At 72.8% G+C, this 26,382-nt stretch carries 20 protein-coding genes; 6 read left to right on the top strand and 14 right to left on the bottom strand.

Features of this window, described 5'->3' with window-relative positions:
* Positions 1-23: 23 nt before the first annotated feature.
* The 4 genes from IIE03_RS00320 to IIE03_RS00305 form a co-directional block, all read right to left on the bottom strand.
* The gene (locus tag IIE03_RS00320) at positions 24-1,238 is read right to left on the bottom strand and encodes a magnesium and cobalt transport protein CorA (protein ID WP_192860747.1); all 1,215 of its coding nucleotides are present in this window, start codon (positions 1,236-1,238) and stop codon (positions 24-26) included.
* A gap of 436 nt (positions 1,239-1,674) precedes the next feature.
* Complete coding sequence (locus IIE03_RS00315; protein ID WP_192860746.1) at positions 1,675-3,744, bottom strand: NHL domain-containing thioredoxin family protein; 2,070 nt, start codon at positions 3,742-3,744, stop codon at positions 1,675-1,677.
* Positions 3,745-3,767: 23 nt separating this feature from the next.
* Positions 3,768-4,112 carry a hypothetical protein gene (locus IIE03_RS00310; RefSeq protein WP_192860745.1) on the bottom strand — a complete coding sequence of 115 codons (345 nt, stop codon included), beginning with the start codon at positions 4,110-4,112 and terminating at the stop codon, positions 3,768-3,770.
* A 129-nt stretch (positions 4,113-4,241) separates the two neighbouring features.
* A complete protein-coding gene (locus IIE03_RS00305) occupies positions 4,242-5,354 on the bottom strand; it encodes a chymotrypsin family serine protease (protein ID WP_192860744.1) in 1,113 nt (370 codons plus the stop codon).
* A 169-nt stretch (positions 5,355-5,523) separates the two neighbouring features.
* On the opposite strand from IIE03_RS00305, the gene IIE03_RS00300 reads away from it, so the two are divergent.
* Positions 5,524-5,718: a hypothetical protein gene (locus IIE03_RS00300; protein WP_192860743.1), complete on the top strand. Its 195-nt coding sequence runs from the start codon at positions 5,524-5,526 to the stop codon at positions 5,716-5,718.
* A gap of 6 nt (positions 5,719-5,724) precedes the next feature.
* Here IIE03_RS00300 and phnD read toward each other — a convergent pair whose 3' ends face one another.
* Together phnD and IIE03_RS00290 are read right to left on the bottom strand one after the other, a co-directional pair.
* Entirely contained in the window at positions 5,725-6,654 is a 930-nt protein-coding gene (gene phnD, locus IIE03_RS00295) for a phosphate/phosphite/phosphonate ABC transporter substrate-binding protein (RefSeq protein ID WP_192860742.1), read from the bottom strand.
* Between the two features lie 94 nt (positions 6,655-6,748).
* Positions 6,749-7,918, bottom strand: coding sequence for a TIGR03364 family FAD-dependent oxidoreductase (locus tag IIE03_RS00290; protein WP_318842703.1), 1,170 nt, complete (start codon positions 7,916-7,918; stop codon positions 6,749-6,751).
* 298 nt (positions 7,919-8,216) lie between these two features.
* On the opposite strand from IIE03_RS00290, the gene IIE03_RS00285 reads away from it, so the two are divergent.
* Both IIE03_RS00285 and IIE03_RS00280 read left to right on the top strand, forming a co-directional pair.
* Positions 8,217-10,253 carry a bifunctional copper resistance protein CopD/cytochrome c oxidase assembly protein gene (locus IIE03_RS00285; RefSeq protein ID WP_192860740.1) on the top strand — a complete coding sequence of 679 codons (2,037 nt, stop codon included), beginning with the start codon at positions 8,217-8,219 and terminating at the stop codon, positions 10,251-10,253.
* 103 nt (positions 10,254-10,356) lie between these two features.
* Positions 10,357-10,638, top strand: a complete 282-nt coding sequence (locus tag IIE03_RS00280; RefSeq protein WP_192860739.1) for a WhiB family transcriptional regulator — start codon at positions 10,357-10,359, stop codon at positions 10,636-10,638.
* Between the two features lie 161 nt (positions 10,639-10,799).
* Here IIE03_RS00280 and IIE03_RS00275 read toward each other — a convergent pair whose 3' ends face one another.
* The 4 genes from IIE03_RS00275 to hisC all read right to left on the bottom strand — a co-directional run bounded on the left by IIE03_RS00275 (position 10,800) and on the right by hisC (position 15,969).
* Complete coding sequence (locus tag IIE03_RS00275) at positions 10,800-12,350, bottom strand: dihydrolipoamide acetyltransferase family protein (protein WP_192860738.1); 1,551 nt, start codon at positions 12,348-12,350, stop codon at positions 10,800-10,802.
* Between the two features lie 13 nt (positions 12,351-12,363).
* Complete coding sequence (locus tag IIE03_RS00270; protein ID WP_408632816.1) at positions 12,364-13,404, bottom strand: alpha-ketoacid dehydrogenase subunit beta; 1,041 nt, start codon at positions 13,402-13,404, stop codon at positions 12,364-12,366.
* Positions 13,401-14,600, bottom strand: coding sequence for a pyruvate dehydrogenase (acetyl-transferring) E1 component subunit alpha (gene pdhA, locus IIE03_RS00265; RefSeq protein ID WP_318842702.1), 1,200 nt, complete (start codon positions 14,598-14,600; stop codon positions 13,401-13,403). Before pdhA ends, IIE03_RS00270 begins: the two co-directional genes overlap by 4 nt.
* 283 nt (positions 14,601-14,883) lie before the next feature.
* Positions 14,884-15,969, bottom strand: a complete 1,086-nt coding sequence (gene hisC / locus IIE03_RS00260) for a histidinol-phosphate transaminase (RefSeq protein WP_318842701.1) — start codon at positions 15,967-15,969, stop codon at positions 14,884-14,886.
* A gap of 93 nt (positions 15,970-16,062) precedes the next feature.
* Between hisC and IIE03_RS00255 the strand changes: the two genes are divergently transcribed.
* The gene (locus tag IIE03_RS00255) at positions 16,063-16,461 is read left to right on the top strand and encodes a phage holin family protein (RefSeq protein WP_192860736.1); all 399 of its coding nucleotides are present in this window, start codon (positions 16,063-16,065) and stop codon (positions 16,459-16,461) included.
* Positions 16,462-16,499: 38 nt separating this feature from the next.
* On the opposite strand, the gene IIE03_RS00250 is transcribed toward IIE03_RS00255, so the two are convergent.
* Together IIE03_RS00250 and IIE03_RS00245 are read right to left on the bottom strand one after the other, a co-directional pair.
* A complete protein-coding gene (locus tag IIE03_RS00250) occupies positions 16,500-18,293 on the bottom strand; it encodes an RBBP9/YdeN family alpha/beta hydrolase (protein WP_192860735.1) in 1,794 nt (597 codons plus the stop codon).
* Positions 18,290-18,499 (bottom strand): hypothetical protein, encoded by a 210-nt coding sequence (locus tag IIE03_RS00245; RefSeq protein WP_192860734.1) that lies wholly within the window; start codon positions 18,497-18,499, stop codon positions 18,290-18,292. The genes IIE03_RS00250 and IIE03_RS00245 overlap by 4 nt, the downstream gene beginning before the upstream one ends.
* A gap of 197 nt (positions 18,500-18,696) precedes the next feature.
* Here IIE03_RS00245 and purB point away from each other — a divergent pair, with 197 nt between their 5' ends.
* Positions 18,697-20,172: an adenylosuccinate lyase gene (purB, locus tag IIE03_RS00240; RefSeq protein WP_408632815.1), complete on the top strand. Its 1,476-nt coding sequence runs from the start codon at positions 18,697-18,699 to the stop codon at positions 20,170-20,172.
* A gap of 160 nt (positions 20,173-20,332) precedes the next feature.
* Here purB and IIE03_RS00235 read toward each other — a convergent pair whose 3' ends face one another.
* Both IIE03_RS00235 and IIE03_RS00230 read right to left on the bottom strand, forming a co-directional pair.
* The gene (locus IIE03_RS00235) at positions 20,333-22,621 is read right to left on the bottom strand and encodes a YhgE/Pip domain-containing protein (protein WP_192860732.1); all 2,289 of its coding nucleotides are present in this window, start codon (positions 22,619-22,621) and stop codon (positions 20,333-20,335) included.
* Positions 22,618-25,416 carry an MMPL family transporter gene (locus IIE03_RS00230; protein WP_192860731.1) on the bottom strand — a complete coding sequence of 933 codons (2,799 nt, stop codon included), beginning with the start codon at positions 25,414-25,416 and terminating at the stop codon, positions 22,618-22,620. Before IIE03_RS00230 ends, IIE03_RS00235 begins: the two co-directional genes overlap by 4 nt.
* Positions 25,417-25,534: 118 nt before the next feature.
* On the opposite strand from IIE03_RS00230, the gene IIE03_RS00225 reads away from it, so the two are divergent.
* Entirely contained in the window at positions 25,535-26,272 is a 738-nt protein-coding gene (locus tag IIE03_RS00225; RefSeq protein ID WP_192860730.1) for a TetR/AcrR family transcriptional regulator, read from the top strand.
* Positions 26,273-26,382: the final 110 nt, after the last annotated feature.

Below are 26,382 nucleotides of genomic sequence, written 5' to 3'. Positions count from 1 at the left end.
CGCCCGCGATCACGGTCCGCCGTTCAGATCCAGCGCTTCCCGCGGAACACCCCGAAGAGGCCCACGCTCACCGCGGCCATCGCCACCAGGGCCGCCGGGTAGCCCCACGCCCAGCCGAGCTCGGGCATGACGTCGAAGTTCATCCCGTACACAGTACCCACCAGCGTGGGTGCGAAGAGGATCGCGGCCCAGCCGGAGATCTTCTTGACCTCCTCGCCCTGGCGCAGGCTGACCTCGGACAGGTGTTTCATCTCCTCGTTCTGCCGCTGCGCGACGAGCGTGGCGTTCACGGTGAGGATGTCGCGGAGCGCGGCACGGTAGGAGTCGATGCGGTCGGCCGCCTCGGTGAGGTGGTCGGCGACGTCGCGCAGGTACGCCTGCAGCTCGGGGTGGACGTCGTACTTCTCGGCGCCCTTCGCCAGCGAGGCGCAGATCCCCTGGGCCGGGCGGACGGCCCGCTGGAAGTCCACGACCTGCCGGGAGAGTTCGTAGGTGCGCCGCGAGACGTCGGGGTCGCCGCCGAACACCTCGGACTCGATCTCGTCGATGTCGTTCTCGAGGCCCGCGACGACGGGTGCGTAGCCGTCCACGACGTCGTCGAGGATGGCGTACAGCACGGCCTCGGGGCCGCGCGCGAGCATGCTCCGGTCCACTTCGAGCCGCTCGCGGACGGCGCCGAGATCGGGGGACGCCCCGTGCCGCACGGTGACGACGAAGTCGGGCCCGATGAACAGGTGCAGCTCGCCGAACTCGACGCGCTCGGCGTCGTCGTCGTACCGGGCCGCGTGCAGCACGACGAAGAGCGTGTCGCCGTACCGCTCGATCTTGGGGCGCTGGTGCGCCTGGATCGCGTCCTCGACGGCGAGCGGGTGCAGGTCGAACTCCTCGGCGAGCCGGTTGAGCTCGGCCTCGGCGGTGGCGGCTCCGGGGCTCGTCCGTGGCGCCGCGGTTCCCGGATCGGCCGGCTCGGCGGGCCGTTCGAGACCGATCCAGGCCATCCCGCCGGAGCGACCGCGCAGGGCACGGAAGGCGTCCGAGAGCTTCGAGAAGGACGCGGTGCGCTCCCCGTCGTCGTAGATCGCGGCGGCGACGACGGGCGACCGGCGAGGCGCGCTCGGCAGCAGCGCGGCGGGTTCCGGCGCGCCGTAGGGCAGGGCGGGACGACGGCGCGGGCGGGGGCGCAGCGCGTCGAGGAGCGGGCGGGAACGCACGGGACGTGCGGGCAGGAAGGTGGCCATGGGGTACTCCGAGGTCGTTGCCGCCACCTCGGCGCGCCGTCGGACGGGCGTGGGGTGGCACAAGCGGACAGGGACACGGAGCTGCCGCGGCTGGATGGCTCGGAAGAAGACGGCACGGCACGCCGATACGGTGGACGCATCGGTGCGTTGTCGCGTGGTGGACCTGCGGGTCGAGCCGTCAGCCGCGGCTCGGACTACTGGGGGGCTCGCTACGGGTCATGAGCTCCACCCCCTCCGGGTCCGGGCGGCACGCCGGCCGCCGATGATGCGCGGGTCGCGAATGCATGACCCGCGCCGGTGATTCCTGCGGCGTCAGTCTAGCCCGGCAGCGCCCCGATCGAAACCTTTCGAGTGTGCCGTCACAAGGTCTTCACCCGCACCGGCGGAGCGAGCGAAGGGCCGAGCGGGACGGGCGTCGCGGATGCCGGACAGGTCGTCAGCCACGCAGCGGCAGCGTGAGCGCCCCCTGCCCGCCGCCGTCCGCCGGAACCACCCGCACGGGAACCCCCCAGTCCTGGCTCGCGAGATGGCAGGCCGGGTAGGCCTCCGGGTCGGGCTCGCCGTCCGGCCCCACCGGGACGACGTCGCACGAGGCCGCCTTGGCGGTCACGTGCAGCACTCCCTCGGCCACGGCGGGATCGATCTCCAGGTCCCGGAACAGGTCGGTCCCGCTCCCGGCCCCGGAGCGCAGCAGCTCGGGCGGAGTGGCGCTGACCCGGAGCTCGGTCGACGGGCCCCAGCGATCGTCGAGCTTCTGGCCCGGCGCGGGCTCGAACGGAACCTCCAACCGCAGCGGGCCCGCGGCGATGTCGGTGGCGGGCCGCTGCGTGCGACGCGCGCCGGAGTCCAGCACCTCGCCCGCCAGGTCCTCACGCACGGCGATGCGCGTGAGACGGTGCGCCGCCGACTCCACGACGAGCAGGTGGATCTCGCCGCCGTCGGGCACCGGGTCACCTGGCGCCCACGCGCGCCCGTTCACCTGGACGACGACGTCGCTCGGCTCGGCGAGCCCGGTCGCGAGCGTGCTCACCTCCCCGCCGGAGAGCGGCCCGCCTGCGCCGGGAATCGTCTCCGCAGGGGGCACGTACCGGCGGAGCGCGCCGTTGTACGTGTCTGCCACGACGACGCTGCCGTCCGGCAGCACCGCCACGCCGAGCGGATGCTGGAGCAGAGCCCGGCCGCCGGCGCCGTCCCGGTGCCCGAAGTCGAACAGTCCTTGTCCGACGGCGGTCTCGACCTCGACGCCCGGCGGAAGCGGGTTCGTGCCCACCGCGGCGGCGCCCACCCGAGCAGGGTCTCCGGCATCGGCGGGAACCACCCGGCGCAGCGCCGAGGTCTCCGCGTCGGCGAGCCACAGCGCGCCGTCGGCGGCCGGAGCCAGGCCGGAGGGCTGGGCGAACCACGCGTCGGCGCCGGGGCCGTCCTCGAGGCCCTCGTTCATGGTGCCGGCCAGGAGCCGCACGGTCTCGCGGCCGCGTGCGGGCCGGAACGACCACAGCGTGTGGTTCCCCGCCATCGCCACGACGAAGGCGCCGAGCTCCGCCGACCAGACGACGTCCCACGGTGACGACAGGTTCACGGACCGCGCGTCGTGGAGCGCGGCGGCGTCGAACGCACCGGTCCGCCCGGCGACGTTCTCCTGGCCGCCCACCATGAACTGGCGCCCCGTCCCCGCGAGGGTGACCACGCCGCCGTCGGACAGCCGGACGCCGCGCAACGCGTGGTTGACGGTGTCGGCGACGACGACGTCGTAGCCGAGCGTGGCCCGCGTCGCCTCCGGGACCAGGCACAGCCCGCCTGGCTCGCTGAAGCGCGCCTCGCCGGGCCCGCCGTCGGCGAGGCCGCGATCACCCGAGCCGATGCGGCGGACCAGCGTCTCGCCGTCGCCCGCGAGCTCGGCCAGGGAGTGGTGCCCGGCGTCGGCCACGAGCAGGTTGCCCGACGGCAGCGCGATCGCCTTCGCGGGGAAGCGGAGCGTGCCCGACGCCGGCGCCGGCGGTACGTAGGGCCCGTCACCGCGGTGCAGGGTGCCCTTGGCCCCGTGCTCCTCGATCAGCTCGGCCACCAGCGCGCCGATGGCGGACGCGTGTCCCTCCCCCGCCATCTGCGCGACGACGTACCCCTCGGGGTCAACGACGACGAGCGTCGGCCAGGCCCGCGCCGCGTACGCCCCCCACGTGACGAGCTCCGGGTCGTCGAGGACGGCGTGATGCACCTCGTACCGTTCGACGGCGGCCGCGAGCGCGTCCGGATCGGCCTCGTGCTCGAACTTGGGCGAGTGCACGCCCACGATCACGAGCTCGTCGCGGTGTGCGGCCTCGAGTTCACGCAGTTCGTCGAGGACGTGCAGGCAGTTGATGCAGCAGAACGTCCAGAAGTCGAGGATGACGATCTTGCCCCGTAGGTCGGCGAGGGTGACCTCGCGGCCGCCGGTGTTCAGCCAGCCTCGACCGGCGAACTCGGAGGCGCGGACGCGGGGCAGGCGGGTCGCCGGGGTGGTGCTCACCGGGTCATTGTCACCCGGCGCCGTCACCCGGCGCGGACGGCCCCCACCACGCGGACGCGCACGGAGACGTCGCCGATCTCCTCGGGAATCTTGTCCACGACGGCGGGATCCACCACGTTGACCTGGAGCACCCAGCCGCCGTCCGAGCTGGGGAGGTCGTCGACCGCTACCTGTTGGGCGAGCACGTTGACCCGTCCGACGCCGGGCGCCGGCACCTGCTGGAGCCTGACCCCGCCGGGCGCGGGTCGTTCACTCTCGATCGGACTACTGAACTCCGGGGCGACACCGATACCGACCACACCGCCGATTCCGGAGACCGCGGCACGCAGCCCCCTCTTCGCCGCGCGCGCCTCATCCAGTGTTGTCATCGACGCTCACCTCCAGACCCATCTTCCTGACCCACCATTGTGCGCCTGTTGCTCAGGCACCGCCAGGGCACGTCGGCGGTTCGTCAGAGTGGCGAAGATCACATTCCGGACGTTTTTCCGGCCGTGGAACTACCTCTCCGTCGCCGCGAGCTCGACCTCCATCGTCTCGAGAACGACGTCGATCGGGTTCGCGTACGTCAGACCCTTACCGCCCTGGCCACCGCTCTCGGAACCCGCGAAGAGCAGACCGATCGCCGTGCCGTCCTCACGGTACACGAGCGCCCCGGAGTCGCCGCCCCGGGAGAAGGGAGCTCCGTTCCCCTCGATCTCCACCTGGTCGTCGAAGCTGAGCGCGCCGAGGTCCTCGTAGCCCACGATGACGTCGTCCAGCTCGATCGCCGTGACCCGGCCGCGGGTGACCGCCGTCGTCCGGCCGACCTTCTCGACCGTCTCGCCGCCGACCGGGCGCGCGATCCGGACCACCGGTCCGACCGGGTACGCGTGGTCCACGTCCGCGCTGTCCAGCCGCGCGATCGCGGCGTCGGTGGCGCATACCTCACCCGAGACGAGCCTGGCCACCCTGGTCAGTTCACCGACCCGGTCGCCCGGCATCAGACCGCCGTCGGCCGGTCCGGGCTGCAGCACGACGTCGCCGGGGCTCGCCTTCGGGCTGCCAGCCAGGACGTGGTAGTTCGAGAGCGCGTACAGCTCGCCCGGCACACCAGGCCTGCGCACGAAGGCACCGAGCGTTCCGGCGGTGACTCCCACGTGCCCGATCGATACCCCGGGGCGGAGCGGGCGCACGTGGTCGGTCTCCCCCTCGGCCTGCGACGTCGGCGCCAGCCGGCGCGGGCCGAGCTCGCTCAGCGGGCGGATGCGGCCCGTGCGGCGCACGTCGGCATCCGGGCCGACCTCGTCGGCGATCCGGCGTACGACGGCGCGCGCCCGCGGCAGGCCGAGCCGATAGCGGACGGCGATGCCGTATCCGCCGTCGGACCGGGGTACCAGTCCCAGGGCGAGCGTGGGCGCGCGGACGACGTCGTCGGCGAAGGTCACGGATTCCGCGAGCGAATCCGCGGGCTCGGCACCGGCGTGGTCACCGTGCCGGACGGAGGGTGGTGCGGCCTGTGGACGAGGCCGTGCGGCAGGGCGCGGAAGCACGCTCGGTCCGTACCGTTCGCCCAGCTCACGTGCGAAGTCTGCAAGCTGCTCCTTCATCTTGCGGGCCGCGTAACGCTCCATGGCACGATCCTTACTGAACTCACCGACACTCCGAGGGACAAGTCGTTGCGACACGCCGGATGGCCGTAAAAGTCATCCGAAAGGCGGATAACTACAGCCTTGGCGACGCGATATCGTCCCTGCCCCCGACACACCACGGACGGGGTCGCGCGACGCAGTGATCGGAACCATGAGTGAGACACGCAGCATGCGGCTGAGCCGCGCCGATGTGCTCGAGGCCCTGATGTGGGCCCTCGAGCACGACGTCGCCGCGTTCGACGAGCACCGCGCGGCCAGCCGCGCCGCGACCGACGAGCTGGCGCGTGCCCGCGCGAACAGGCGCCTCGTGGAGCGCTACCGCACCGAGGCGTCACGCGACCGCTGAGCCGGTTCAGACGTCCTCCTCGCCGATGCCCGACGAGTCGACGAGAGCGACGACCTCGGCGTAGGTGACCTCGTCCACGCCGACCAGCTTCCCGCCGGGATCGACGCCGGCACTCGCGGCGACCTGTTCGATCGCCTCCGGCGGCACGTCGAGCAGGGCCTCCACGATCGCCTCGGCGAGTTCCTCGTCCACGTGGGGGGAGAGCACGATCGGATCGTTCGGGATCACGCCGGACTCCCAGATCTGCCGGTGGACGTCCGGGTCGAACCTGCCGTCCGCGACGGCGGCCGCGAGGGTGCGCGAGTCGATCACCGCCGCTTCCGCGGTGTCGTTCCTCAGGGCGTCGAGCGCCGCGGCACCGCCTCCCGCGTACGAGATCCGGACCTGGTCCGGGGAGAGGTTCGCGTCGGCGAGGGCCCCGCGGGGAAGGAGGTCGCCCGACGTCGTCCCCTCCGCGCCGAGGGCCAGCGTGCGCCCCTCGAGCTGTGCCGGCGTCGTGACGGCGGAGTCCGCCGGCACCCAGATCCCGGCCGTGTACCCGGACAGGTTGCCGTTGGGCATGCCGAACGTCACGACCGGCGTCACCGCCACGCGTTCGGCGGCGACGGCGTACCCGAGCGCGGAGAACCGGGCGATCTCCAGCTCACCGTTCTCCACGGCCTCGACCTCGCCGGCGTGGCTGTCGAAGATCCGGACGCCGACGGCGCAGCCGAGCTCCTCCGCGAGGGCGTCGCCGAACGCCGCGTACGCGTCCTCGAGCTCCGCGGGGTTTCCGGAGGAATCGGCCCCGAAACGGATGCCGCCCTCGGGGCAGGTCGTGTCGGACGCCTGCGAGACGGCCGCGCAGGCACCGAGGGAGGTGGCGGTGAGTACGACGAGCAACAGGCCGGCGATGGTCCGTGCCGGCTTCTGGTGGTGGACGCGGGTTGCCTTCATGGGGTGGCTCCTCGCAGGGGTGAGGGCCGGGCTCACCGGCCTCGTGGCGGGGCCGACCGGCCCCGTGATGCAGTGGACGGCGAAACCTCTGGGCTCAGGCGACCTCCTCCACGACCTTGGCGGCCAGTCCGAACGCGCAAGCCATCCCGATGCCCGCGGTCACGGAGACGGCGGAGACCCCGGGCATCGGCTCGGCGACCAGGAAGGGCTGCGGGGCGGAGGCATAGGTGGCCTCCCAGCGCTCCACCGCCCGGAGCGGGACGCCGAGCAGGGACGCCCCCTCCGCCAGGAGCAGGTCGTCGAGCGCCTCGGACCGGAACGGATCATGGGTGAACCCGTAGGTGTGGGTCGCCCCGAGCGTGACCGTGCCGTCGGGCAGCTGGGTGATCATGAGGCTGACGCCGGCGTCGAGCAGCTCGGGCCGCGTCTCCGCGAGCCGCTGACGGACTCGCGCCACGGACGGGCTCCAGGCGAAACCCTCGTGGCGGAGCATGGAGGTACCGGTGAGCACGGCGGGGCCGATCTCGCCGATCGCCCGCCGGGCCGAGCGGGCGGGCGCGACCCGGAGCATCTGCTGACGGCAGTGCTGTATCCCCGCGTCATGGGCGGCCTCGGGGAAGAGCCGTCCGACGTCGTGCCCGACGGCGCAGACGACGCGGCGCGCCACCACGTCGCCCCGCGACGTGCGGACGAGGGTGACACCGCTCCCGGGCTCCAGTCCGACGACCGACGTCGACCACTCGACGCGACACTCCCGGCGGGTGTTCAGCCAGGCGGCGACGGCAGCCACGGCCGTGCGCTGGTCCACCCGCAGGTCCAGCGGGAGGAAGGCACCGCCGGTCAGGCCCCGCGGCGAGACGGGTACCCGCTCGGTGACGCCCTTGCGGGTGAGCACCTGGGCGTCGCCGTCGCGGCGCGCGGCGAAGTCGTCGAGGACGGCGAGCTCGTCGTCGGCCCGGGCCACGACGAGGGAGCCGGTCTCCCGGACGGCGAACCCCGCCTCCTTGCCGAGCCGCAGCCAGCGTTCCCGCGACGCCAGGGCGTACGAGAGCGCGATCCCGTCCTGCACCGTGACACCGATGTGGCCGAAGTTCCGTACCGAGGCGCCGACCGCGCGGGCGTCGCGCTCCACGACGAGCACCGACCAGCCGCGGGACACCGCCTCGACCGCGTGCGCGAGACCGACGATCCCGGCGCCCACGATCACGAGGTCCACGCGAGAGGGCAGCAGGGATCCACCGAAAAGGCTGGTACGTCGGCTCACAACCAGAGGTTGCCGGACGCGAAGAGTACAGCTCAAGAGCCGCACTGTCCTGGGAAAGCACTTTCGCACACTATTCATCGCGCGTTCCGGGGGCGCCATGTGGTGACCATCTGACGTTCACTCGCACGTCACCTTCCACCGAGGCGTGCCCTCCGGGACATCTCGCGCCCGGGCCCCGGCGGCCGCTTCGGCGCCCCTCCTCGGATCACGCTCCGGCCGGCCTGCCCGTTCCTCGGCGCCCGGCCTGCACTGCGCCCGGCCTGCACTGCGCCCCTCGCCGGCGTCGTAGCCTTGGCCGGTGACCACCCGGCAGGACGCACGGACAACCAGCCAGACCGCCTCGCTTCTCGCGCGCCCGCGGTGGCTGCCGGCCGCCGTCGCAGCCGGCGTGGTCGCCGCGCTCGGCGCCCTGGCCGCGGCCGGATCGTTCTCCGGTGCGTTCGCCGCCTTCCAGCAGTTCGCCGATCCCGGCGTCGTGCCGCGCTGGGGCACGCCCGTGGCCCGCACCACGTCGAACCTGGCGGCGGCGGTGACCCTGGGCTCCCTGGTCCTCGCGGCCTTCGTGCTGCCGGCCGGACGCGACGGCCGACGCGCGCTCTCCGTCGCCGGCATGGCCGCCGGCGTGTGGACCGTCGCCGCTCTGACCGCGCTGGTGCTCGGCACGTCGTGGGCCACGTTCCTCCCGCTCGACGATCCGGCGTTCGGTACGGCGCTGTGGTCCTACCTGACGGACGGCGAGGTGGGCCGGGCCCTGCTCGGTGCGGCCCTGCTCGCGGCCATCACGTCGACGACGGCGCTGCTCGTGCGCGGCCCGACGGGCGCCGCCGTGGCCATCGCCCTGGTCCTGGGGGCGCTCGGGCTGCAGGCCTCGACCGGCCACGCCTCCGGGGCCGCCAGCCACGACCTCGCGGTGTCCGCGATGTTCGTGCACCTGGTCGGGGCGGCGATCTGGCTGGGCGGCCTCGCCGGGATCGCACTGCTCGGGCACCGGGCCACCACGCGGGCGGCAACCGTACGGCGGTACTCCGCGATCGCCGGCTGGTGCTTCGCCGCCGTCGCCGTGAGCGGGGTGGTCAGCTCGTGGATCCGGCTCGGCTCACTGAGCGCGCTCGACACCGACTACGGCACGCTGCTCGTCACCAAGGCACTGTTGCTGGCCGCCCTGGGCACGGCCGGCTGGCTGCACCGCCGCAACGTGGTGCGGCACCTGGAGGGCGTGCAGCGCCTCGACAGCGGATCGCGACGCGCCGCCGGCCTCTTCTGGCGGCTGGCCGCGGTGGAGATCCTCGCGATGGGGGCCGTCTCCGGCGTCGCCGTGGCCCTCGGCTCGACGGCACCGCCCGTGCCCGACGAGCCCATCGCCGACCCCACCCCGGCCGAGCTCGTGACGGGCCACCCGTTGCCCCCGGAGCCGTCCTTCACCCGCTGGATCACGGAGTTCCAGTGGGACGCGCTGCTCGCGTTCGGCTGCGCGGCGGGCATCGTCGTCTACCTGACCTGGTACCGGCGCCTGCGCAGGCGGGGCGATCGCTGGCCCCTGCTGCGCACCGTCTCGTGGTGCTGCGGCATGATCACGTTGTTCTGGGTCACCAACGGGGGCGCCGCCGCCTACGGCCACGTGCTGTTCAGCGCACACATGGTGCAGCACATGGTGCTGGCGATGGTCGTCCCGCTGTTCCTGGTGCTGTCCGCGCCCGTCACCCTGCTGCTGCGTGCCGTCCCCGCACGCAAGGACGGCTCGCGCGGGCCGCGCGAGTGGGTGCTGTACCTGGTGCACTCCCGGTTCGGGACGTTCATGGCGCACCCGATCGTGGCGGCGGTGCTCTTCGCCGGCGGGATGATCCTGTTCTACTTCACCCCGCTGTTCGAGTGGGCCCTGACCTCCTACCTGGGCCACGTGTGGATGTTCGTCCACTTCACGCTCGTGGGATACCTCTTCGCCAACGCCCTGATCGGGATCGACCCGGGCCCGAGCCGGCCCCCGTACCCGATGCGGCTGGTGCTGCTGTTCGCCACGATGGCGTTCCACGCATTCTTCGGCGTCGCCCTGACGAGCGGCACGGCGCTGCTCGTGCCCGAGTGGTTCGGGCTCATGGGGCGCGAGTGGGGGCCGTCCGCGATCGAGGACCAGCAGCTCGGCGGCGCGATCGCCTGGGGTATCGGCGAGCTGCCCACGCTCCTGCTGGCGGTGGGCGTGGCGGTGCAGTGGTCACGGTCCGACGCGCGGGAGGCACGGCGGAGCGACCGGGCCGCGGAGCGCGACGGCGACGCCGAGCTCGAGGCCTACAACGCGATGCTCGCGCGGCGGGCGGGACGGTCGAAGCGGCCGGGCTGACGCCGTCCCGCCAGGCACGACCCTGCCGGCGGAGACTTCTTTCGGATTTTCTCGGTCGGGCCCCATCCTTTTCTCAGCGGAGCACGTTCTACCTAGTGTGAACATGATCGCGACCACCCCCAGCGCCGCTGATGTTCTGGAGTTCGCCAGCACCGACGTGCCCTGCGCGGACGAGCCCGACCTGTGGTTCTCCGAGCACCCCACCGAGCTCGAGGCCGCCAAGCGGCAGTGCCTGACGTGTCCACTCGCCCAGAAGTGTCTCGAGGGAGCCATCTCCCGCCGAGAGCCGTGGGGCGTGTGGGGCGGGCAGATCGTCGTCGACGGCATCATCCGCCGCCGCAAGAACCGCCGCGGACGCCCGCGCCTGAAGGAGTTCGCGGCCTGACAGATCCGGCCACCGCCGCCGGGCAGCGCCCTCGCGCCGCCCGGCGGCGCCGTTCCGCCCGTGTGCGGCGGGCATCGCCGCCTCCGCACGGTGCCGTACGAGAACGGCCGAGGTGGGAGGTTGGCAGTCGCCACCTCCCACCTCGGCCGACGCGCGGCGGGCTACCGGCCCCAGACCAGCCCGCGGGACGGGTCCTGCAGGACGGCGGCGACGTCCGCCAGGAACCGTGCGCCGAGCTCCCCGTCCACCAGACGGTGGTCGATGCTCAGCGCGAGTTGCGTCACCCAGCGCACGGCGAGCTCGCCGTCGTGCACCCACGGCTGCTGCCGGATCGCGCCGAAGGCGAGGATGCCCGCCTCACCGGGGTTGAGGATCGGCGTCCCCGAGTCGATGCCGAACACGCCCACGTTCGTGATCGTGAACGTCCCGCCCGTCATGTCCGACGGCGGTGTCCGGCCCTCCCGGGCGGTACCCGTCAGGTCGGCGATCGCGTTCGCGAGCCCCAGCAGGTCGAGCCGGTGCGCGTCCTTGATGTTCGGCACCACGAGGCCACGGGGCGTCGCGGCGGCGATGCCCAGGTTCGCGTAGTGCTTGTAGACGATCTCCTGCGCCGCCTCGTCCCAGCTCGCGTTGATCTGCGGGTGCCGCCGGATCGCCAGCAGCACCGCCTTCGCGGCGATGAGCAAGGGTGTCACCTTGACGTCGGAGAAGTCGCGGTCCTTCTTGAGGGTCTCGACGAGCTCCATCGTCCTGGTCACGTCCACCGTGTGGAACACCGTCACGTGCGGCGCAGTGAACGCGCTGGCCACCATGGCCTCGGCGGTCCGCTTGCGCACGGACTTCACGGGGACACGCGTCTCCCGCCCGTCCCCGCTGACCGCGCCGGACTCCAGCCACGGCTCGGTGTCGCCCGCATACGTCGCGAGCGTCCTCGGCTGCGCCGCGGCCTGGTGCGCGAGCACGTCCTCCCGGGTGACGATGCCTCCCGGTCCGGAGGGATGCACGCCCGCCAGGTCGATGCCCAGGTCCTTGGCCAGCTTCCGGACCGGAGGCTTCGCCAGGACGCGGGTCCTCGTGTCGGATGTCGGCACGCTGGCCACGCCGGTCGCCGGGGCGGGGGTGACGGGTGCCGGCGCCGGAGGTGTCGCCGGCACGACGGGAGCGGGCGCGGGTGAGGCCCTGGGCGGGGCTTGCGGGGCCGGCGCGACAGCCGGTGCGGTCGGCGCCGCCGAGGCGGACGCGGCAGGGCCGCCCTGGTAGCGCCGGCGCCGACCGCTCGCCTTCGCCTCCTGGGTCCCGTACCCGACGAGCACGGACCCGGACGTCTCCGAGTCCGCCGAGGCGGCCTCACCGGCGGACTCCGGTTCGGCCGGCGCGGCGGGCACCGTCGTGTCGCCCGTCGCGGACGCACCACCCGCGGCGGACGCGTCAGCCGGTGCACCCGGCCCCGGACCGTCGTCGGACACGACACCGCCGACGGCGATCTCGATGATCGGGGTGCCGACCTCCACGGTGGTACCGGGCTCCGCGAGGAGGCCGACGACGGTGCCGCTCCACGGCGAAGGCAGCTCGACCAGCGACTTCGCGGTCTCGATCTCGACGATGGTCTGGTTCACCTGCACGGGGTCGCCGGGTTTGACCCGCCACTCGACGATCTCGGCCTCGGTCAGCCCCTCCCCGACATCGGGCAGGGGGAAGCTCTGGTTAGCCACGTTCCCTCCGGGTTCAGTGCGCGAAGGCGCGGTCGACGGCGTCGAGAATGCGATCGACGCTCGGCAGGTAGTCGTGCTCGAGCTTGGCGATCGGGTACTGCATGTGGAAGCCACCCACTCGCAGCACCGGTGCCTCCAGAGCGTAGAAGCACTCCTCCGTGACACGCGCGGCGATCTCCGCGCCCGTCCCGTAGAAGACGGGCGCCTCGTGGATCACGACGCAGCGGCCCGTCTTGCGCACGCTCTCGACGAGGGTCGCGGTGTCGACCGGCGACAGGGTGCGCAGATCGACGACCTCGGCGGAACGGCCCTCGGCCGCGAGCGCCTCCGCGGACTTCATCGCCGTGGCCACGGTGGGGCCGTAGGCGACGAGGGTGATGTCGGTGCCGGGTCGCGCGATGCGCGCCTTGTTGAGGGTGTCGGTGCCGACGGGGGCGTCGAGGTCGACGTCGCCCTTGGACCAGTAACGTCCCTTGGGCTCGAAGAACACGACGGGGTCCGGGCAGGCGATGGCCTCCCGGATCATCGTGTAGGCGTCCTGCGGGGTGGCCGGGGTGGCGACGCGGAGGCCCGCGGTGTGCGCGAACAGCGCCTCGGGGCTCTCGCTGTGGTGCTCGACGGCGCCGATGCCGCCTCCGTAGGGAATCCGCACGACGACGGGGACCTGCACCTTGCCGCGGGTGCGGTTGTACATCTTGGCGAGCTGGGTCGTGATCTGGTCGTAGGCGGGGAAGACGAATCCGTCGAACTGGATCTCGCAGACGGGTCGGTAGCCCCGCATGGCCATCCCGACGGCGGTGCCGAGGATCCCGGACTCGGCGAGCGGGGTGTCCACGACGCGCTGCTCGCCGAACTCGGCCTGGAGGCCGTCGGTGACCCGGAAGACGCCGCCGAGGGGGCCGATGTCCTCGCCCATGAGCACGACCTTGTCGTCGTCGCGCATGGCGGCCCGCAGGCCCTCGTTGAGCGCCTTGGCGAGGGTGAGGGTCCGGGTACGGGGTTCGGCCTGCATCGTGGCAGGGTCGGTCATGGGGCGCTCCATCGTGGCGGTCATCGGGTCCCTCCCTGCTGCACGGCGGTGGTCTGCGGGGCGACGGCGGTCGGTGCCGCCGTCGCGTAGCCGGCGTCGGCGGGCTCACCGGCCTCGTACGCCTCGAACCATGCGCGGTCCTCGGAGACGATCGAATGCTCGGTGGCGTACACGGTCTCGAACATCTGAGTCTTGGTGGCGGGTTCCAGCTTGCGGGTGAGGTCGCGCAGGCGCTTGCCGAGGGCGTCGGCCTCGGCCTGGAGCTCGGCCTCGAAGTCGGCGTCGATCGCGCCCTCGTTCTCCAGGAGGATGCGGAGGCGGTCGATGGGATCGCGCCGGCGCCAGATCTCCTCCTGCTCCGTGGTGCGGTAGCGGGTGGGGTCGTCCGAGGTGGTGTGCGCGCCCATGCGGTAGGTGAACGCCTCGATGAAGGTGGGGCCGCCGCCGGACCGGGCGCGGTCGAGCGCTTCCTGGGTGGCGGCGTAGCAGGCGAGCACGTCGTTGCCGTCGACGCGGAGGCTCGGGATGCCGAAGCCCTCACCGCGCTTGTAGAGCGGCGTGCGTGTCTGCCGGGGGGTGGGCTCGGAGATGGCCCACTGGTTGTTCTGGCAGTAGAACACCACGGGCGCCTGGTTCACGGCCGCGAAGACCAGGGCCTCGTTGACGTCGCCCTGGGAGGTGGCGCCGTCGCCGAAGTAGGTGACGACGGCGGTGTCCTTTGCCGGGTCGCCGGTTCCGACCAGGCCGTCGCGCTGGACGCCCATGGCGTAGCCGGCGGCGTGCAGTGCCTGGGAGCCGATGACCACGGTGTACACCTGTGCGTTGTACTCGTGGGGGTTCCAGCCTCCGTGGTCGGTGCCGCGGTAGAACTGGAGCCGGTCCACCGGGTCCACTCCGCGGACCTGCAGGACTCCGTGCTCCCGGTAGGTGGGGAACACGTAGTCCTGCGGGGCCAGCGCGTACGCGTTGCCCACCTGTGCGGCCTCCTGGCCGCGCGCGGGGGCGTAGAGGCCCAGTTCTCCCTGCCGTTGCAGGGAGGTCGCTTCGTCGTCGAACCGGCGGGTCAGCACCATGTCGCGGTACATCCCACGCAGCTGGTCGGGCTTGAGGCCTGCGATCCGCTTCCGGTACGCGGAGTTGCCGCGGCCGGTGACTCGTGCGCCCTCGGGTGTGAGGAGCTGCAAGAGCGGGACCTTGTCCTCGCCAATGTCGCTGTTCACGATCTCTCCTTCGCTGCGGGCCGTAACCTACGTTCACGTAGCTTACGCAAGCGTAGGTTAGGGCCCACCGTGTCCGGCAGCCGCCGTGTCAGCCAAGGCTTGAGTCGCCGGTTTGGAGGGTTCCCCCAAACGACTCGGCCCGCTGGCGACGACGGTGTCGCCGGGAGATGGCATCTTTCCCGTTCAGCCTGTCACCCTCCGCCCGCAAAGGAAAGTGAAGCGGCCTCGCGCCGAAAGATCTTCGGGCTGATGCCCGAGGTCGGTGTGGTGCGCCGGCGCCGGGTCAGCGCCAGCCGGCGGCGAGCTTCAGGAAGGCGTCGTTGGCCTCGGGCTCGCCGATGGTGACACGGATGCCGTCGCCCGCGAACGGGCGGACGAGGATCCCCGCGTCGGTGGCCTCCTTCGCACGGTCGATCGTGGCGTCACCGAGGCCGAACCAGACGAAGTTCGCCTGCGTCTCGGGCAGGTCCCAGCCCTGGTCCCGCAGGGCGTCGGCGACCCTCGTCCGTTCCGCGACCAGCGCGTCGACCCGCTCCATGAGCTCCGCCTGGGCGGCGGGGGCGAGCGAGGCGAGCGCCGCCTGCTGGGCGATCCCGGACACGCCGAACGGTGTCGAGGCGGACCGGATCCCGGTGGCGAGCGCGGTGGGCGCCAGCGCGTAGCCGACGCGCAGGCCGGCCAGCCCGTACGCCTTCGAGAACGTGCGGAGCACGACGACGTTCGCGTGCTCACGGAGCAGGGCCACCGCATCGGGCACGTCCGGGTCGCGCACGAACTCCAGGTAGGCCTCGTCGACGACGACGAGCGTCTCGCGCGGGACCGCGGACAGGAAGGTGGCCAGTTCGCCGGTGCGGACGGCCGGGCCCGTCGGGTTGTTGGGAGTGCACACCAGCACCACCTTGGTGCGCGACGTGACGGCGGCTGCCATCGCGGGCAGGTCGTGTCGGCCGTCGGCCGTGACCGGCACCGTGACCGAGGTGGCGCCGGCGATCGCCGCGTAGATCGGGTAGGCCTCGAAGGAACGCCACGCGTACACGACCTCGTCGCCCGGTTCGACGACGGACTGCAGCACGTGGCCGAGCATGGAGACCGACCCGGTGCCGACCACGACGTTCGCCGGCGTCAGGCCGACCTTCTCCGCGATCGCCGCGACCAGCTCCGTGGCGTACATGTCCGGGTAGCGGTTGACCTCACCGGCGGCGCGGGCGATCACCTCGCGCACCGACTCCAGCGGCGGGTACGGGTTCTCGTTGGACGACAGCTTCCACGCGCCGGATCCCGGCGCCACACGGGCTCCCGGGACGTAGGCGGGCAGCGCGGCGACGGCGGCGCGCAGGGGAACCGTGGTGTTCTCGGGGGTGGTGTTCACGCGATTCAGGATGCCACGTACGGCGGGCGCGAGGGGGCGGCCCGAGGGCAGAATTCCTGCGAACATCCCGCGACCGCGAGTAGGTTCGATCTCATGAGGCTCCTGCTACGCATTCTGGTCACCGCGTTCGCGATCTGGCTGACGACGGTGCTGTTCGGCGACCACGTCGAGGTCATCTCTCCCGAGGGAACCGGCCCCTACCTGCTCTCGCTCCTCGTGATCGCCGTGGTCTACGGACTGGTGCACGCGATCATCAAGCCGCTCGTCAACCTGCTGGCGCTGCCCTTGTACCTGCTCACGCTCGGCCTGATCTCCCTGCTCATCAACGCCCTGATGCTGTGGATCACCACGCTGGTCACCGGACTGTTCGACAGCTACGGGCTGGAGGTCACCGGCGGGTTCTGGTGGTACGTGATCGCGGCGCTCGTCATCGCGGTGGCCCAGATGATCGTCATGGCGATCCTGCCGGACCCGGCGCGGCGCCGGGACTGACGGCCGGGGCGGAAACCGGCCGCCGCACGGACCGCGCCTCACGGTAGTCGGCCGGGGCGCGGTGACGGACCTGGCGACGGTGACGGACCTGGCGTCGGGCCCGGCGACGGTGACGGTTCCGGACTCGTCGGCGCGACGCGTTCCGCGCGGTAGAAGGTGGCCTCCGCGCTGTCGCCACGCAGGAGCGGCTCGATCCGTTCGACGACGGCGGCAACACGCGGGTCGCCGGATGCGCGGGCGAGGGCCAGCGTCCGGGCATGCGTCGGGATCGAGTGCGCCCGGGACGTGTCGCCCGACGCCGCCCTGTCCACCTCGGCCGTGGAATCCGCCAGCGTGCGGCCGACCGTGACCCGGTCCGGTGCGCGTGGGCTCTCCGTGCTCGATCGGCCGTCCACACTCGAGACGACCTCCTCGGCGGTCTCGAGGTGCAGCACCGGCACGCCGGGCGGGGTCCGGAACGTCGCGACCGGCGCCCCGGCCGTCAGCACCCCGCCGATCCGGTAACGCTCGGCGAAGGCGGGACGACTCGCGAGCGCGGTGACGGCGATCCCGCCCAGGCTGTGCCCCACGAGGACCACGGGCTCGTCGGGCCCGATGCCGGCGTCCGACATCGCGGCCTCCACGGCCTGAGTGGCCTGGTCCGGATGTTCCGCCACCAGTTCCAGGTCGGTGAGGCCGTCCCAGGGGTGGACGGCCGGCGGAACCGATTGGGTGCCGGGCACCAGCACCGTCCACGACGTGACACCGCCTTCTCCCGTGACCCGCTGCACGGCGACGGTCGCCTCCGGAGCACCGCGCCGCGGATACAGGTCGTCGACACGGGTCAGGGCCTCGTCGAGGGTCCCGGCGCCGCGATCGTGCCAGGCGGGCACGGCGCCGGCGAAGTCGTCCCGTCCGACGCGCTCGACGCGGGCGCTCCGGCCCAGGGCGTCCCCGAACGGGCCCCGCGCGGCGTCGGCGAGCACGCCCGCAGCGCCCGGGATCCCCGGACGCGCTCCGGCGGACCGCGCGACGCCGTGCCCGAAACCGTATGCCAGCTCATCGGTCCACGGTGCGACGCCCCGGACGACGTCGTCGCCGAACCCCCCTGCGGTCCGGCGACGACCGACGCCCCGGAAGTGCGCCTCGGCCTGCCGCCCGGGCACGCCCTCCGGCTCGGCCGGCGACCGCCGCGCGGCCGCAGTCGGATCGCTCCCGGCGGCCGTGACCCCCATGGCCCGGTACACGCCACCGAGGAGTCGCACGACCGGCGGGACGCCGAGCGCGGTACCGATGACGAAACCCTCCGCCGTGACGAGTCCGCCGACCACTCGCTCGACCAGCCCTTCCGCCTCCTCGTACAGCCCTGCGGCCCGCAACAGGCGCCACCCGAGCAGAGCGCAGGTGTCGGCGCGCTCGAGCAGCCCCGACGTCACGGCCTCGACCGAACCGGAGAGGGCGCGGCACCGAGCCACCGTCTCGGGTCCGATGTCGACACCGGACCCGGCCACCGTCGCCGCCCCGACACCACGGGAGCACAGCGCCGCGGCCTCGGTACCCGCCGAGTGCGCCTGCCGCCCGGCTTCGCCGGCCCCCGAACCCGGTCCGTTCGTCCCCGCCCCGAAGGCAGCCGGCCCCGGCGCCACAGCGGCGACCGCCAACACGGCCCAGGCCGACCCGCACAACGCGGCTGCCCGCCGCAAGCTGTCCGCCGCATCCGAGACCCGCGCCGCGGCGAGCCGCACCTCCCCCGCATCGACCGACGCCACACCCCTTCCGCCGGTGACGACGATCGTGTCGGACGGGTTGCGCGGCACGTCCGGCGGAGCCGCCGCCCGACCCGAGAACGTCACGACAGCCCCCCGGCCAGCCGTGCCGCCCCGTCCAACGTGTCGAGCTCCCCCACCAGCCGGCGCGTCACCACCGCGGCCTCCTCGCGGAACCGCAGCGCCGCCTCCGACTCCCATCCGACCCGCTGGGCCGCGACCACCTCGTCCACAGCGGACTCCACGAGCTTGCGCGCGGCCGCGAGTGCCGCCACCGGCTCCGCTCCGTCCATGCGCCCACCTCCCGTCACCCCGTCCGTTTGCGTACCGGGACGACGTTAGGCACCAGGCGGCCGCCGTCGTGGGCCGGGAGCCGCGATATGTCGACAACCACGCGAACCGTGGCCCTGTGGTCGGCGTCCCAGCCCGAAGCCGCGTCATGGCGGGACATCGCGGCCGCCGCGAAAGCTCCCGTGGGAAACTGGTGACCGTGCCAGAAACCACCGTGAACACGCCTGTCCCGGCCCGCGTCAGCCTCGCCGAGGTGACGCCGCCGATCGCTCTCGGCCCGCTCGACGGCCGGTACCGCTCCGCCGTCGCTCCGCTCGTGGACCACCTGAGCGAGGCCGCGCTGAACCGCGAGCGCCTGGTCGTCGAGGTGGAGTGGCTGATCACCCTGTGCAACGGGGCCGGCGACGTCCCCGGACCGGTGGTACCGGGCGCACCCCGGCTGACGGACGAGGAGATCGCCTACCTGCGCGCGATCCCGGCGACGTTCGGTGCGGACGAGATCGCCGAGCTGAAGGAGATCGAACGCACCACGGTGCACGACGTGAAGGCGGTCGAGTATTTCATCAAGCGTCGCATCGCGGCCGCCCCGGAGCGCATTCCCGGGACGGGCCTGCCCGCCGCGTCGGAGCTGGTGCACTTCGCGTGCACGAGCGAGGACATCAACAATCTGTCGTACGCGCTGATGGTGGCCGGTGCCGTGCGTGGTGTCTGGCTCCCGGCGGCCCGAGCCCTCGCGGACCAGATCGCGGAGATGGCGCGGGAGCACAAGGCGGTGCCGATGCTGAGCCGCACGCACGGCCAGCCGGCGACGCCCACCACGATGGGCAAGGAGCTGGCCGTCCTCGCCCACCGGCTGCGGCGCCAGCTGCGCCGCATCGAGGACGCGGAGTTCCTGGGCAAGATCAACGGCGCGACCGGGACCTTCGGGGCGCACACCGTCGCCGTGCCGGGCGCGGACTGGCCCGCGGTGTCGCGTGCGTTCGTGGAAGGGCTGGGCCTGACGTGGAATCCGCTGACCACACAGATCGAGTCACACGACTGGCAGGCCGAGGTGTACGCCGACGTCGCCCGGTTCAACCGCATCCTGCACAACCTCGCCACCGACGTGTGGACCTACATCTCGCTGGGCTTCTTCACGCAGATTCCCGTCGCTGGCGCGACCGGGTCGTCGACGATGCCGCACAAGGTGAACCCGATCCGGTTCGAGAACGCGGAGGCGAACCTCGAGATCTCGTGCTCCCTGCTGGACACGCTCTCGGCCACGCTGGTCACCTCGCGTCTCCAGCGCGACCTCACGGATTCGACGACGCAGCGCAACATCGGGCCGGCGTTCGGGCACAGCGTGCTCGCGATCGACAACGTGTCCCGCGGGCTGAAGGCGCTCGCGGTGAACGTGTCGCTGATGGCCGAGGACCTCGACGAGAACTGGGAGATCCTGGGTGAAGCGGTCCAGTCGGCGATGCGCGCGGCGGCGGTGGCCGGCGTGCCCGCGATGGACAACCCGTACGAGCGGCTCAAGGATCTGACCCGCGGCCGGCGGGTGGACGGGGAGCGGATGCGCGAGTTCGTCGCCGGGCTGGGGCTGCCCGACGACGTGGCGGCGCGGCTTGCGGAGCTGACCCCGGCGGCGTACACGGGGCTGGCGGAGCGGCTGGTGGACGAGTACCTGGCGTAGCTCGTCCGGGTCGGCCCGGGCGGACCGGCGCGGGTAGATCGTCCGGGCGGACCGGAACGCCCGTCGGCCGGGCCGGTCCTGTCGGGTTCGCGGGGCCGGCTCCGCGGCGGACCGGGACGAGCCGGCGACGGACCGGCGGCAGACCGGCGACCTGAGGAGGTCAGGCCGCCCGGAGGGCCGTGGCGCGAACGGTGCGGGAGCGGGAGACCACGAGGGTCGTCACCACGATGCCCGCCAGTGCCCACGCGCCCAGCGCAGCACAGGCTGCCGCCAGGCCGCCGGAGCTCTCGGTGATCGCCGCCAGAGCCTCCTGGCCGGCGCCGACCGGGAGGAAGGCGGCCAGGCCACGGATGCCTGCCGGGGCCGTCGAGACCACCCCTGCCGCGATCACGAGGACCGCGACGAGGAGGCTGATCGCGCGTCCCACGTGCCCGAGCGCTGCGGCCAGCGCCTGGTTCACCGCGACGAACACGACCGAGACGAGGACACCGGCCGCGATCGAGGCCGCCCGGCCGCCCGCGTCGAGCCCTTCGACGCCCGCGAGGATCGCTCCGGTCGCGGCGCCGGTCACCACGCCGATGGCGGCGGGGAGAGCGAGCGCTCGGAGCGTCAGGCGCAGCGGGCCGCGTGTCGACCCCTGGGCGCCGAACGGCACGGGCGGGAACACGAGCATCACGCCGAGTGCTCCGAGCCAGAGGGCCAGCACCGCGAACATCGGCCCCGTGGCACCGGTGCCCAGCTCGGACGCGCCGGTGACCTCGACCGGGTCCGCCACGACGGAAGCGAGGGACTGACGCTCCGAGTCGCTGTACGTGGGCAGTTCCTCGGTGGCCTGGTCGAGGCCGTCGGAGAGGTCGCTTGCGCCCCCTGCCATCTCGTGGATGCCGTCGGCGAGGTCGTCCGTCCCGGTCGCGACCGCGTCGATCCCTCCGGAGAGGTCCCCGGCGCCGGCGGCGAGCCCGGAGACGCCGTCTGCCAGGCCGCCCGCCCCGGAGGACAACTCCCCGGCGCCGCCCGCGAGCCCGGTGGCACCCGCCGCCAGGTCCCGCGCTCCGTCGGAGAGACCTGACATCCCGGCGGCGGCGTCGTTGGCGCCCTGCTGCAGTTCGGTGAGCCCACCGGAGAGCTCGTCGGCGCCGGTCGACAGATCGGCGGCGCCGTCGGCCACGTGCCGCGAGCCTGCGGCCAGTCGCGCCGATCCGGCCGCGAGGTCGTTCACGCCCGTCGTGAGCTCGTCCAGCTTGCCCGAGATCTCGCCGATCCCGGATCCGGCCGTGCCATCCATCTCCGCCAGCTTGGCGCAGAGCTCGTTCAGCTCTGCCTCGGCGCCCTCGGTCAGCTGGGAGTCTTCTTCCACGATCGGCCCGCTGCACAGCACCGCGATGCCGGCGGTCAACTGCTCGAGGTCCCCGCCGATCGCCTCCAGGCCGGCGAGAGCCTCCTGCGCGCCCGCGGAGAACTTGCTGACCTGTCGATCCATCGTCGCGAGACCCGCCGCGAGCTCCTGGGTTCCGTCGGCAACGCGCTGCGCACCTCCCGCGAGCTCGTCCGCGCCTTCGGCCAGCCGATTCGCGCCCATGGCGCTCTGCCCGACTCCACCCGCCAACCGGTACGTCCCGGCGGACAGGGCGTCGGCGCCCGCCGCCCACTGGCCGACTCCAGCGGCCCATTCGCTCGCTCCGCCCGCCCACCGGCCGACACCGCCGGCGAGTTCACCGGCTCCCCCGGCGAGCTGGTGCGCGCCCTCCCCGAGGTTCTCGGCGCCGTCCGAGGCCTGGTGGGCGCCGTCCGCCAGCTGTTCCGCGCCCGTGCCCGCGTCCGTGGCTCCGTCGGCGAGCTCGCCGGCCCCGTCCGCGGCGGTGCCGAGCTCGTCGGACAGCGTGGAGAAGCCCATCAGGACGTTGTCCACATACGTCTCGGTGAGGGTGTCGCCGAGGACACCGGTCGCCGTCTGCGCCACGATCTGGGCCAGCGCGTCGTCCAGGACCCGGCCGTCCGGAGCGGTCGCGACGTCGATCGTGGCCTTGCGCGCCTCGGCCGGGTCATCGCTCCCGTACGACGTCGCGGCCGCGGAGAAGTCCTCCGGGATCGTGACGACGGCCGCGTAGGCGCCGTCCGCGAGCCCCGACGCCGCGTCCTCCGCGTCGGTCACCCGCCAGTCGTAGCTGTCGTCCGACGCCGGAACGGCGGCGGACTCACCCTCCTCCGGTGTCTCACCGCCGCTCACCAGGCCGGCCGCGAGCTGCCGGCCGAGCGGCACGAGCTGCCCGTCGACCTCCACCGGCTCGTCGAGGTTCACGATCGCCGCCGGCACGGTCTCCAGCCGGTCCTGCGGGTCCCACAGTGCCGCCAGGAGGAGCGCCAGGATCATGAGCGGCAGCAGGGCGACGGCCGCTGCCCGCCGCCGGTCCCGAACAGGCTCCGGCCGCAGCCACCTCGTCGCGTTCATCGCCGAACCTCCTGCATCGAAGTCTCGTTCCCGCGCGCGCCCAGGCCGACCGCCCCGGTCGCGGCGCCGACGTCCAGGACAGGCGTCCCGGGCGGCGCCAGATCGCTCGCCGCGCCGCCGACCGCCCCGACGATCACCGCGACGCCGTCGCGCTGCGCGTCCGCGAGCGCCTGCGCCAGTTCCATCCGTGCGGTCACGTCGCCGACCGTCTCGCAGCCGTCCACGACGATCAGCCGCGCGCGCTCACGCACCGCTCGCCGAACGGCGTCGTCGGGCGCGTGGCCCGCGCCGGTCGTCCCGGCATCGACGACGGCGGCCCTGCCACGCACGGCCGCGGCCCGTTCCGGCAGTACGAGGCCGGTGGTCTTGAGCTTGCCGTCGACCTCGACCCCGCCCCCACGGACGACTCGCCCGGCCGCCGCCAGGAGGACACCGCCGACCTGGACAGCGGAGTCGCCGCGGACCAGGAGCGCGCCTCCTTCGGGCACGCGGAAGCTCACCGGCCCCGCCGCCGTTCCGGACGCGGTGCGAACCACCAGCCGTTCTGCGGCGACGGCGTCCCGGGCGCCCGGCTGGGGCCAGTCGGCGAGTGCGATCTCCCGCGCGAGTCCTTCGCCCTCGACGTCGAACGACGGCAGGACGGCGTCGAGCTTCCGCGGGATCCACCAGGCTCGTTCACCCAGCAGTGCGAGGACCGCGGGCACGAGGACCATCCGGACCACGAACGCGTCCACGAACACGCCGACCGCGAGCCCGAGCGCGATCGGCTTGAGGTTCATGTCCCCGTGCGGGACGAACGCGACGAACACGGCCGTCATGATCACGGCCGCGGCAGTGACCACACCGGCCGCCCCGCGGAAGCCGGTGCCGATGGCCTTCCGCGCCCGGTCCCGACCCCTGCCGTGCACGTAGTCCTCGCGGATGCGGGACACCAGGAACACCTCGTAGTCCATGGCCAGGCCGAACAGCACGCCCATGAGGACGATGGGCATGAAGCTGATCACCGGACCCGGCCGCGTCACGCCCAGCAGCTCGGCGAGGTAGCCGTTCTCGAAGACGAGCGTGATCACCCCGAAGGCCGCACCCACCGAGAGCAGGTATCCCACGGTCGCCTTGATCGGCACGGCGATCGACCGGAACACCATGGTCAGCAGCACGAGCGACAGCCCCACCACGAGCAGCGCGAACGGGAGCAGCGCGGCACCCAGTTTCTCCGAGACGTCGATCCCGACCGCCGTCGAGCCCGTGACGGCGAGGTCGACCCCGTACGTGTCGAGGAAGTGGTCGTGCAGGCTCCGGATCTCGTGCACCAGCGCCTCGGTCTCGGCCGACGTCGGACCGCCGGTGGGGACCACCTGCACGATCCCGGTGTCGGCGGACTCGTTCGGCGTGGCGAGGGGCACGTCGGCGACGCCCGGAAGGTCGGCCAGTTCGTCCCCGATCTCGTCCATCAGTGCCACCGGGTCGTTGCTCGTCACGATCGATCCGGTGATGACGAGCGGTCCGTTGAACCCGTCGCCGAACCTCTCGGAGACCAGGTCGTAGGTGACGCGTGCGGAGTTGTCCTCGGCGAGCACGCCGGCATCCGGCAGCGCGAGCCGCAGGTTCATGGCCGGCAGCGCCAGCGCGCCCAGCGCGACGACGACGATCGCCACGGTCAGCGCCGGGAAGCGGGTCACGCCGCGCACCCATCCGGCGAAGAACCGATCGGCGGTCCCGTGCGACCGTGCCTCCTCACCGTCGCCCTCGTCCGACACCGCACGCGGGCGAACCCTGGGCCGCAGCCGTTCGCCCGCCATCGCGAGCACCGCAGGCAGTAACGTCAGCGACACGACCACCGTGACGCCCACGGTCACCGCCGCAGCGATACCCATGACCGACAGGAACGGAATGCCCGCCACGCTCAGCCCGACCAGCGCGATCATGACGGTCAGCCCGGCGAACACCACCGCGGAACCCGCCGTCGCGGTCGCACGCGCGACCGACTCCGCGACAGGCAGCCCGTCCCGCAACTGCTCCCGGTGGCGCGACACGATGAAGAGCGCGTAGTCGATCCCCACGGCCAGCCCGAGCATCACCGCCAGCATCGGTGTGGTCGAGCTGATGGGACCGAGAGCGGTGGCGGCGAACAGCAGCGCCATCGACACGCCGACCCCCAGCAGCGCGTTGAAGAGCGGCAGGCCGGCAGCGATCAGCGATCCCAGCGTCATCACGAGCACGACGAGCGCCACGAGCAGCCCGACACCCTCGACCAGGGAGATCTCGGGGAACTCGGTGGCAAAGAGCTGGCCCCCGAGATGCGCCTCGCCGCCCTCCGGCAGAGCGGCGGCGAGCGCCGCGGCCTCGTCGGACAGCGCGTCCTTCGTCTCGTCGGTGATCGAGCCCTCGTCACCGTCGAGCTGGATGGTCAGCAGGGTGGCCGTGTCGTCGTCGGAGACGGACGCGGGCATCTGTTCGTCGTACGGGGACGTCACGGCGGTGACCTGTGAGATGTCGCCGAGGGCGGCCACGCCGTCCTCCACAGCGCCCCGCACCTCGGGCCGGTAGACGTCGGAACCCTCGGGCGCGACGACGATCACCTGTGCGGAGGCGCCGCTCACCTGTGGAAACGTGGCCGACAGCCGATCCAGCGCGAGCTGGGACTCGGTGCCGGGGATCGTGACCTGGTTGTCGAGGCCTTGTTGCAGCAGACCGGCGGCGGTGCCCGTGAGCGCGAGCACCAGGATCCAGCCGACAAGCACGAGCCGGCGCGCGCGCACGGCCCAGCGACCGAGCGAGTACAGAGCAGAAGACACGAACGCTCCCAAGGGGTTCCGGTGGTTCGATGCATCACTGTATCGGATACGTTCGTGTATCGAAACTTCGGCGAGCGGACTACACTTCTTTCTCGCACCACCACCCTGAGGAGAGACCGTGACCGCCGAGCCGCTGCGCGACGACGCCACCGGACCGGGCGTCGACCCGACCGAGCGCTCGTCGCCGGTCGAGAGCGCCCTGGCCAACGTCCTGACCCCACGCCGCGAGCGGACGCGGGCACGCCTCCTGGACGCCGCCTACACCGTCTTCGCCCGGGACGGGATCCACGGCGCGTCCATCGAGGCGATCTGCGAGACCGCCGGTTTCACACGCGGCGCGTTCTACTCGAACTTCGGCAGCAAGGAGGAGCTCTTCCTCGCGCTCGCCGAACGTCTCAAACGGCAGCAGCTCGACGCGCTCGAGGTCGCCACCAGGTCGCTCGACCCGAGCGCGTTCCGCTCCGGAAAGGTCGACCACGACGCGATCGCGCAGGTTCTCGACGCCGTGGCCACCGACCCGGACCACAACCGGCAGTGGACTCTGCTCCGCTCCGAGTTCGAGCTTCTCGCCATGCGCGACGCTCGCGTCGCGACGCTGCACGCGGCGCACGTGAAGACGCTCCGCAAGGAGCTCGCGGACGCGATCACCCGCATCCTCGACACCCTGGGCCTGCGGTTCGTCGTCGACACCGGAACGGCCATCGAGGTGCTGCTCGCCGTCCACGACGCGGGCGATCGCCGCTACGCCGTCGAGAACCCGCTCGCCGAGCCGAACGCCTTGGACACCCCGCGGGGCGACCAGGACCAGACCACCCTGAGCGACCTCGTCGACCTCCTCATCACCACCAAACCCTGACCGCCCGACCTGCCCACGCCAGCCCACCCGCAGCAACCCACCCGCAGCAACCCACGGGCTGCGCCGAAGGCAGACCGCACGACTCAGGCGGTGGGGTGGGGCCGCTCGGC

Source organism: Myceligenerans pegani (assembly GCF_014892515.1).
Taxonomy (GTDB): Bacteria; Actinomycetota; Actinomycetes; order Actinomycetales; family Cellulomonadaceae; genus Myceligenerans; species Myceligenerans pegani.
Note: the sequence above shows the minus strand (reverse complement) of the source record. Positions and strands in the feature narration are given on the sequence as shown.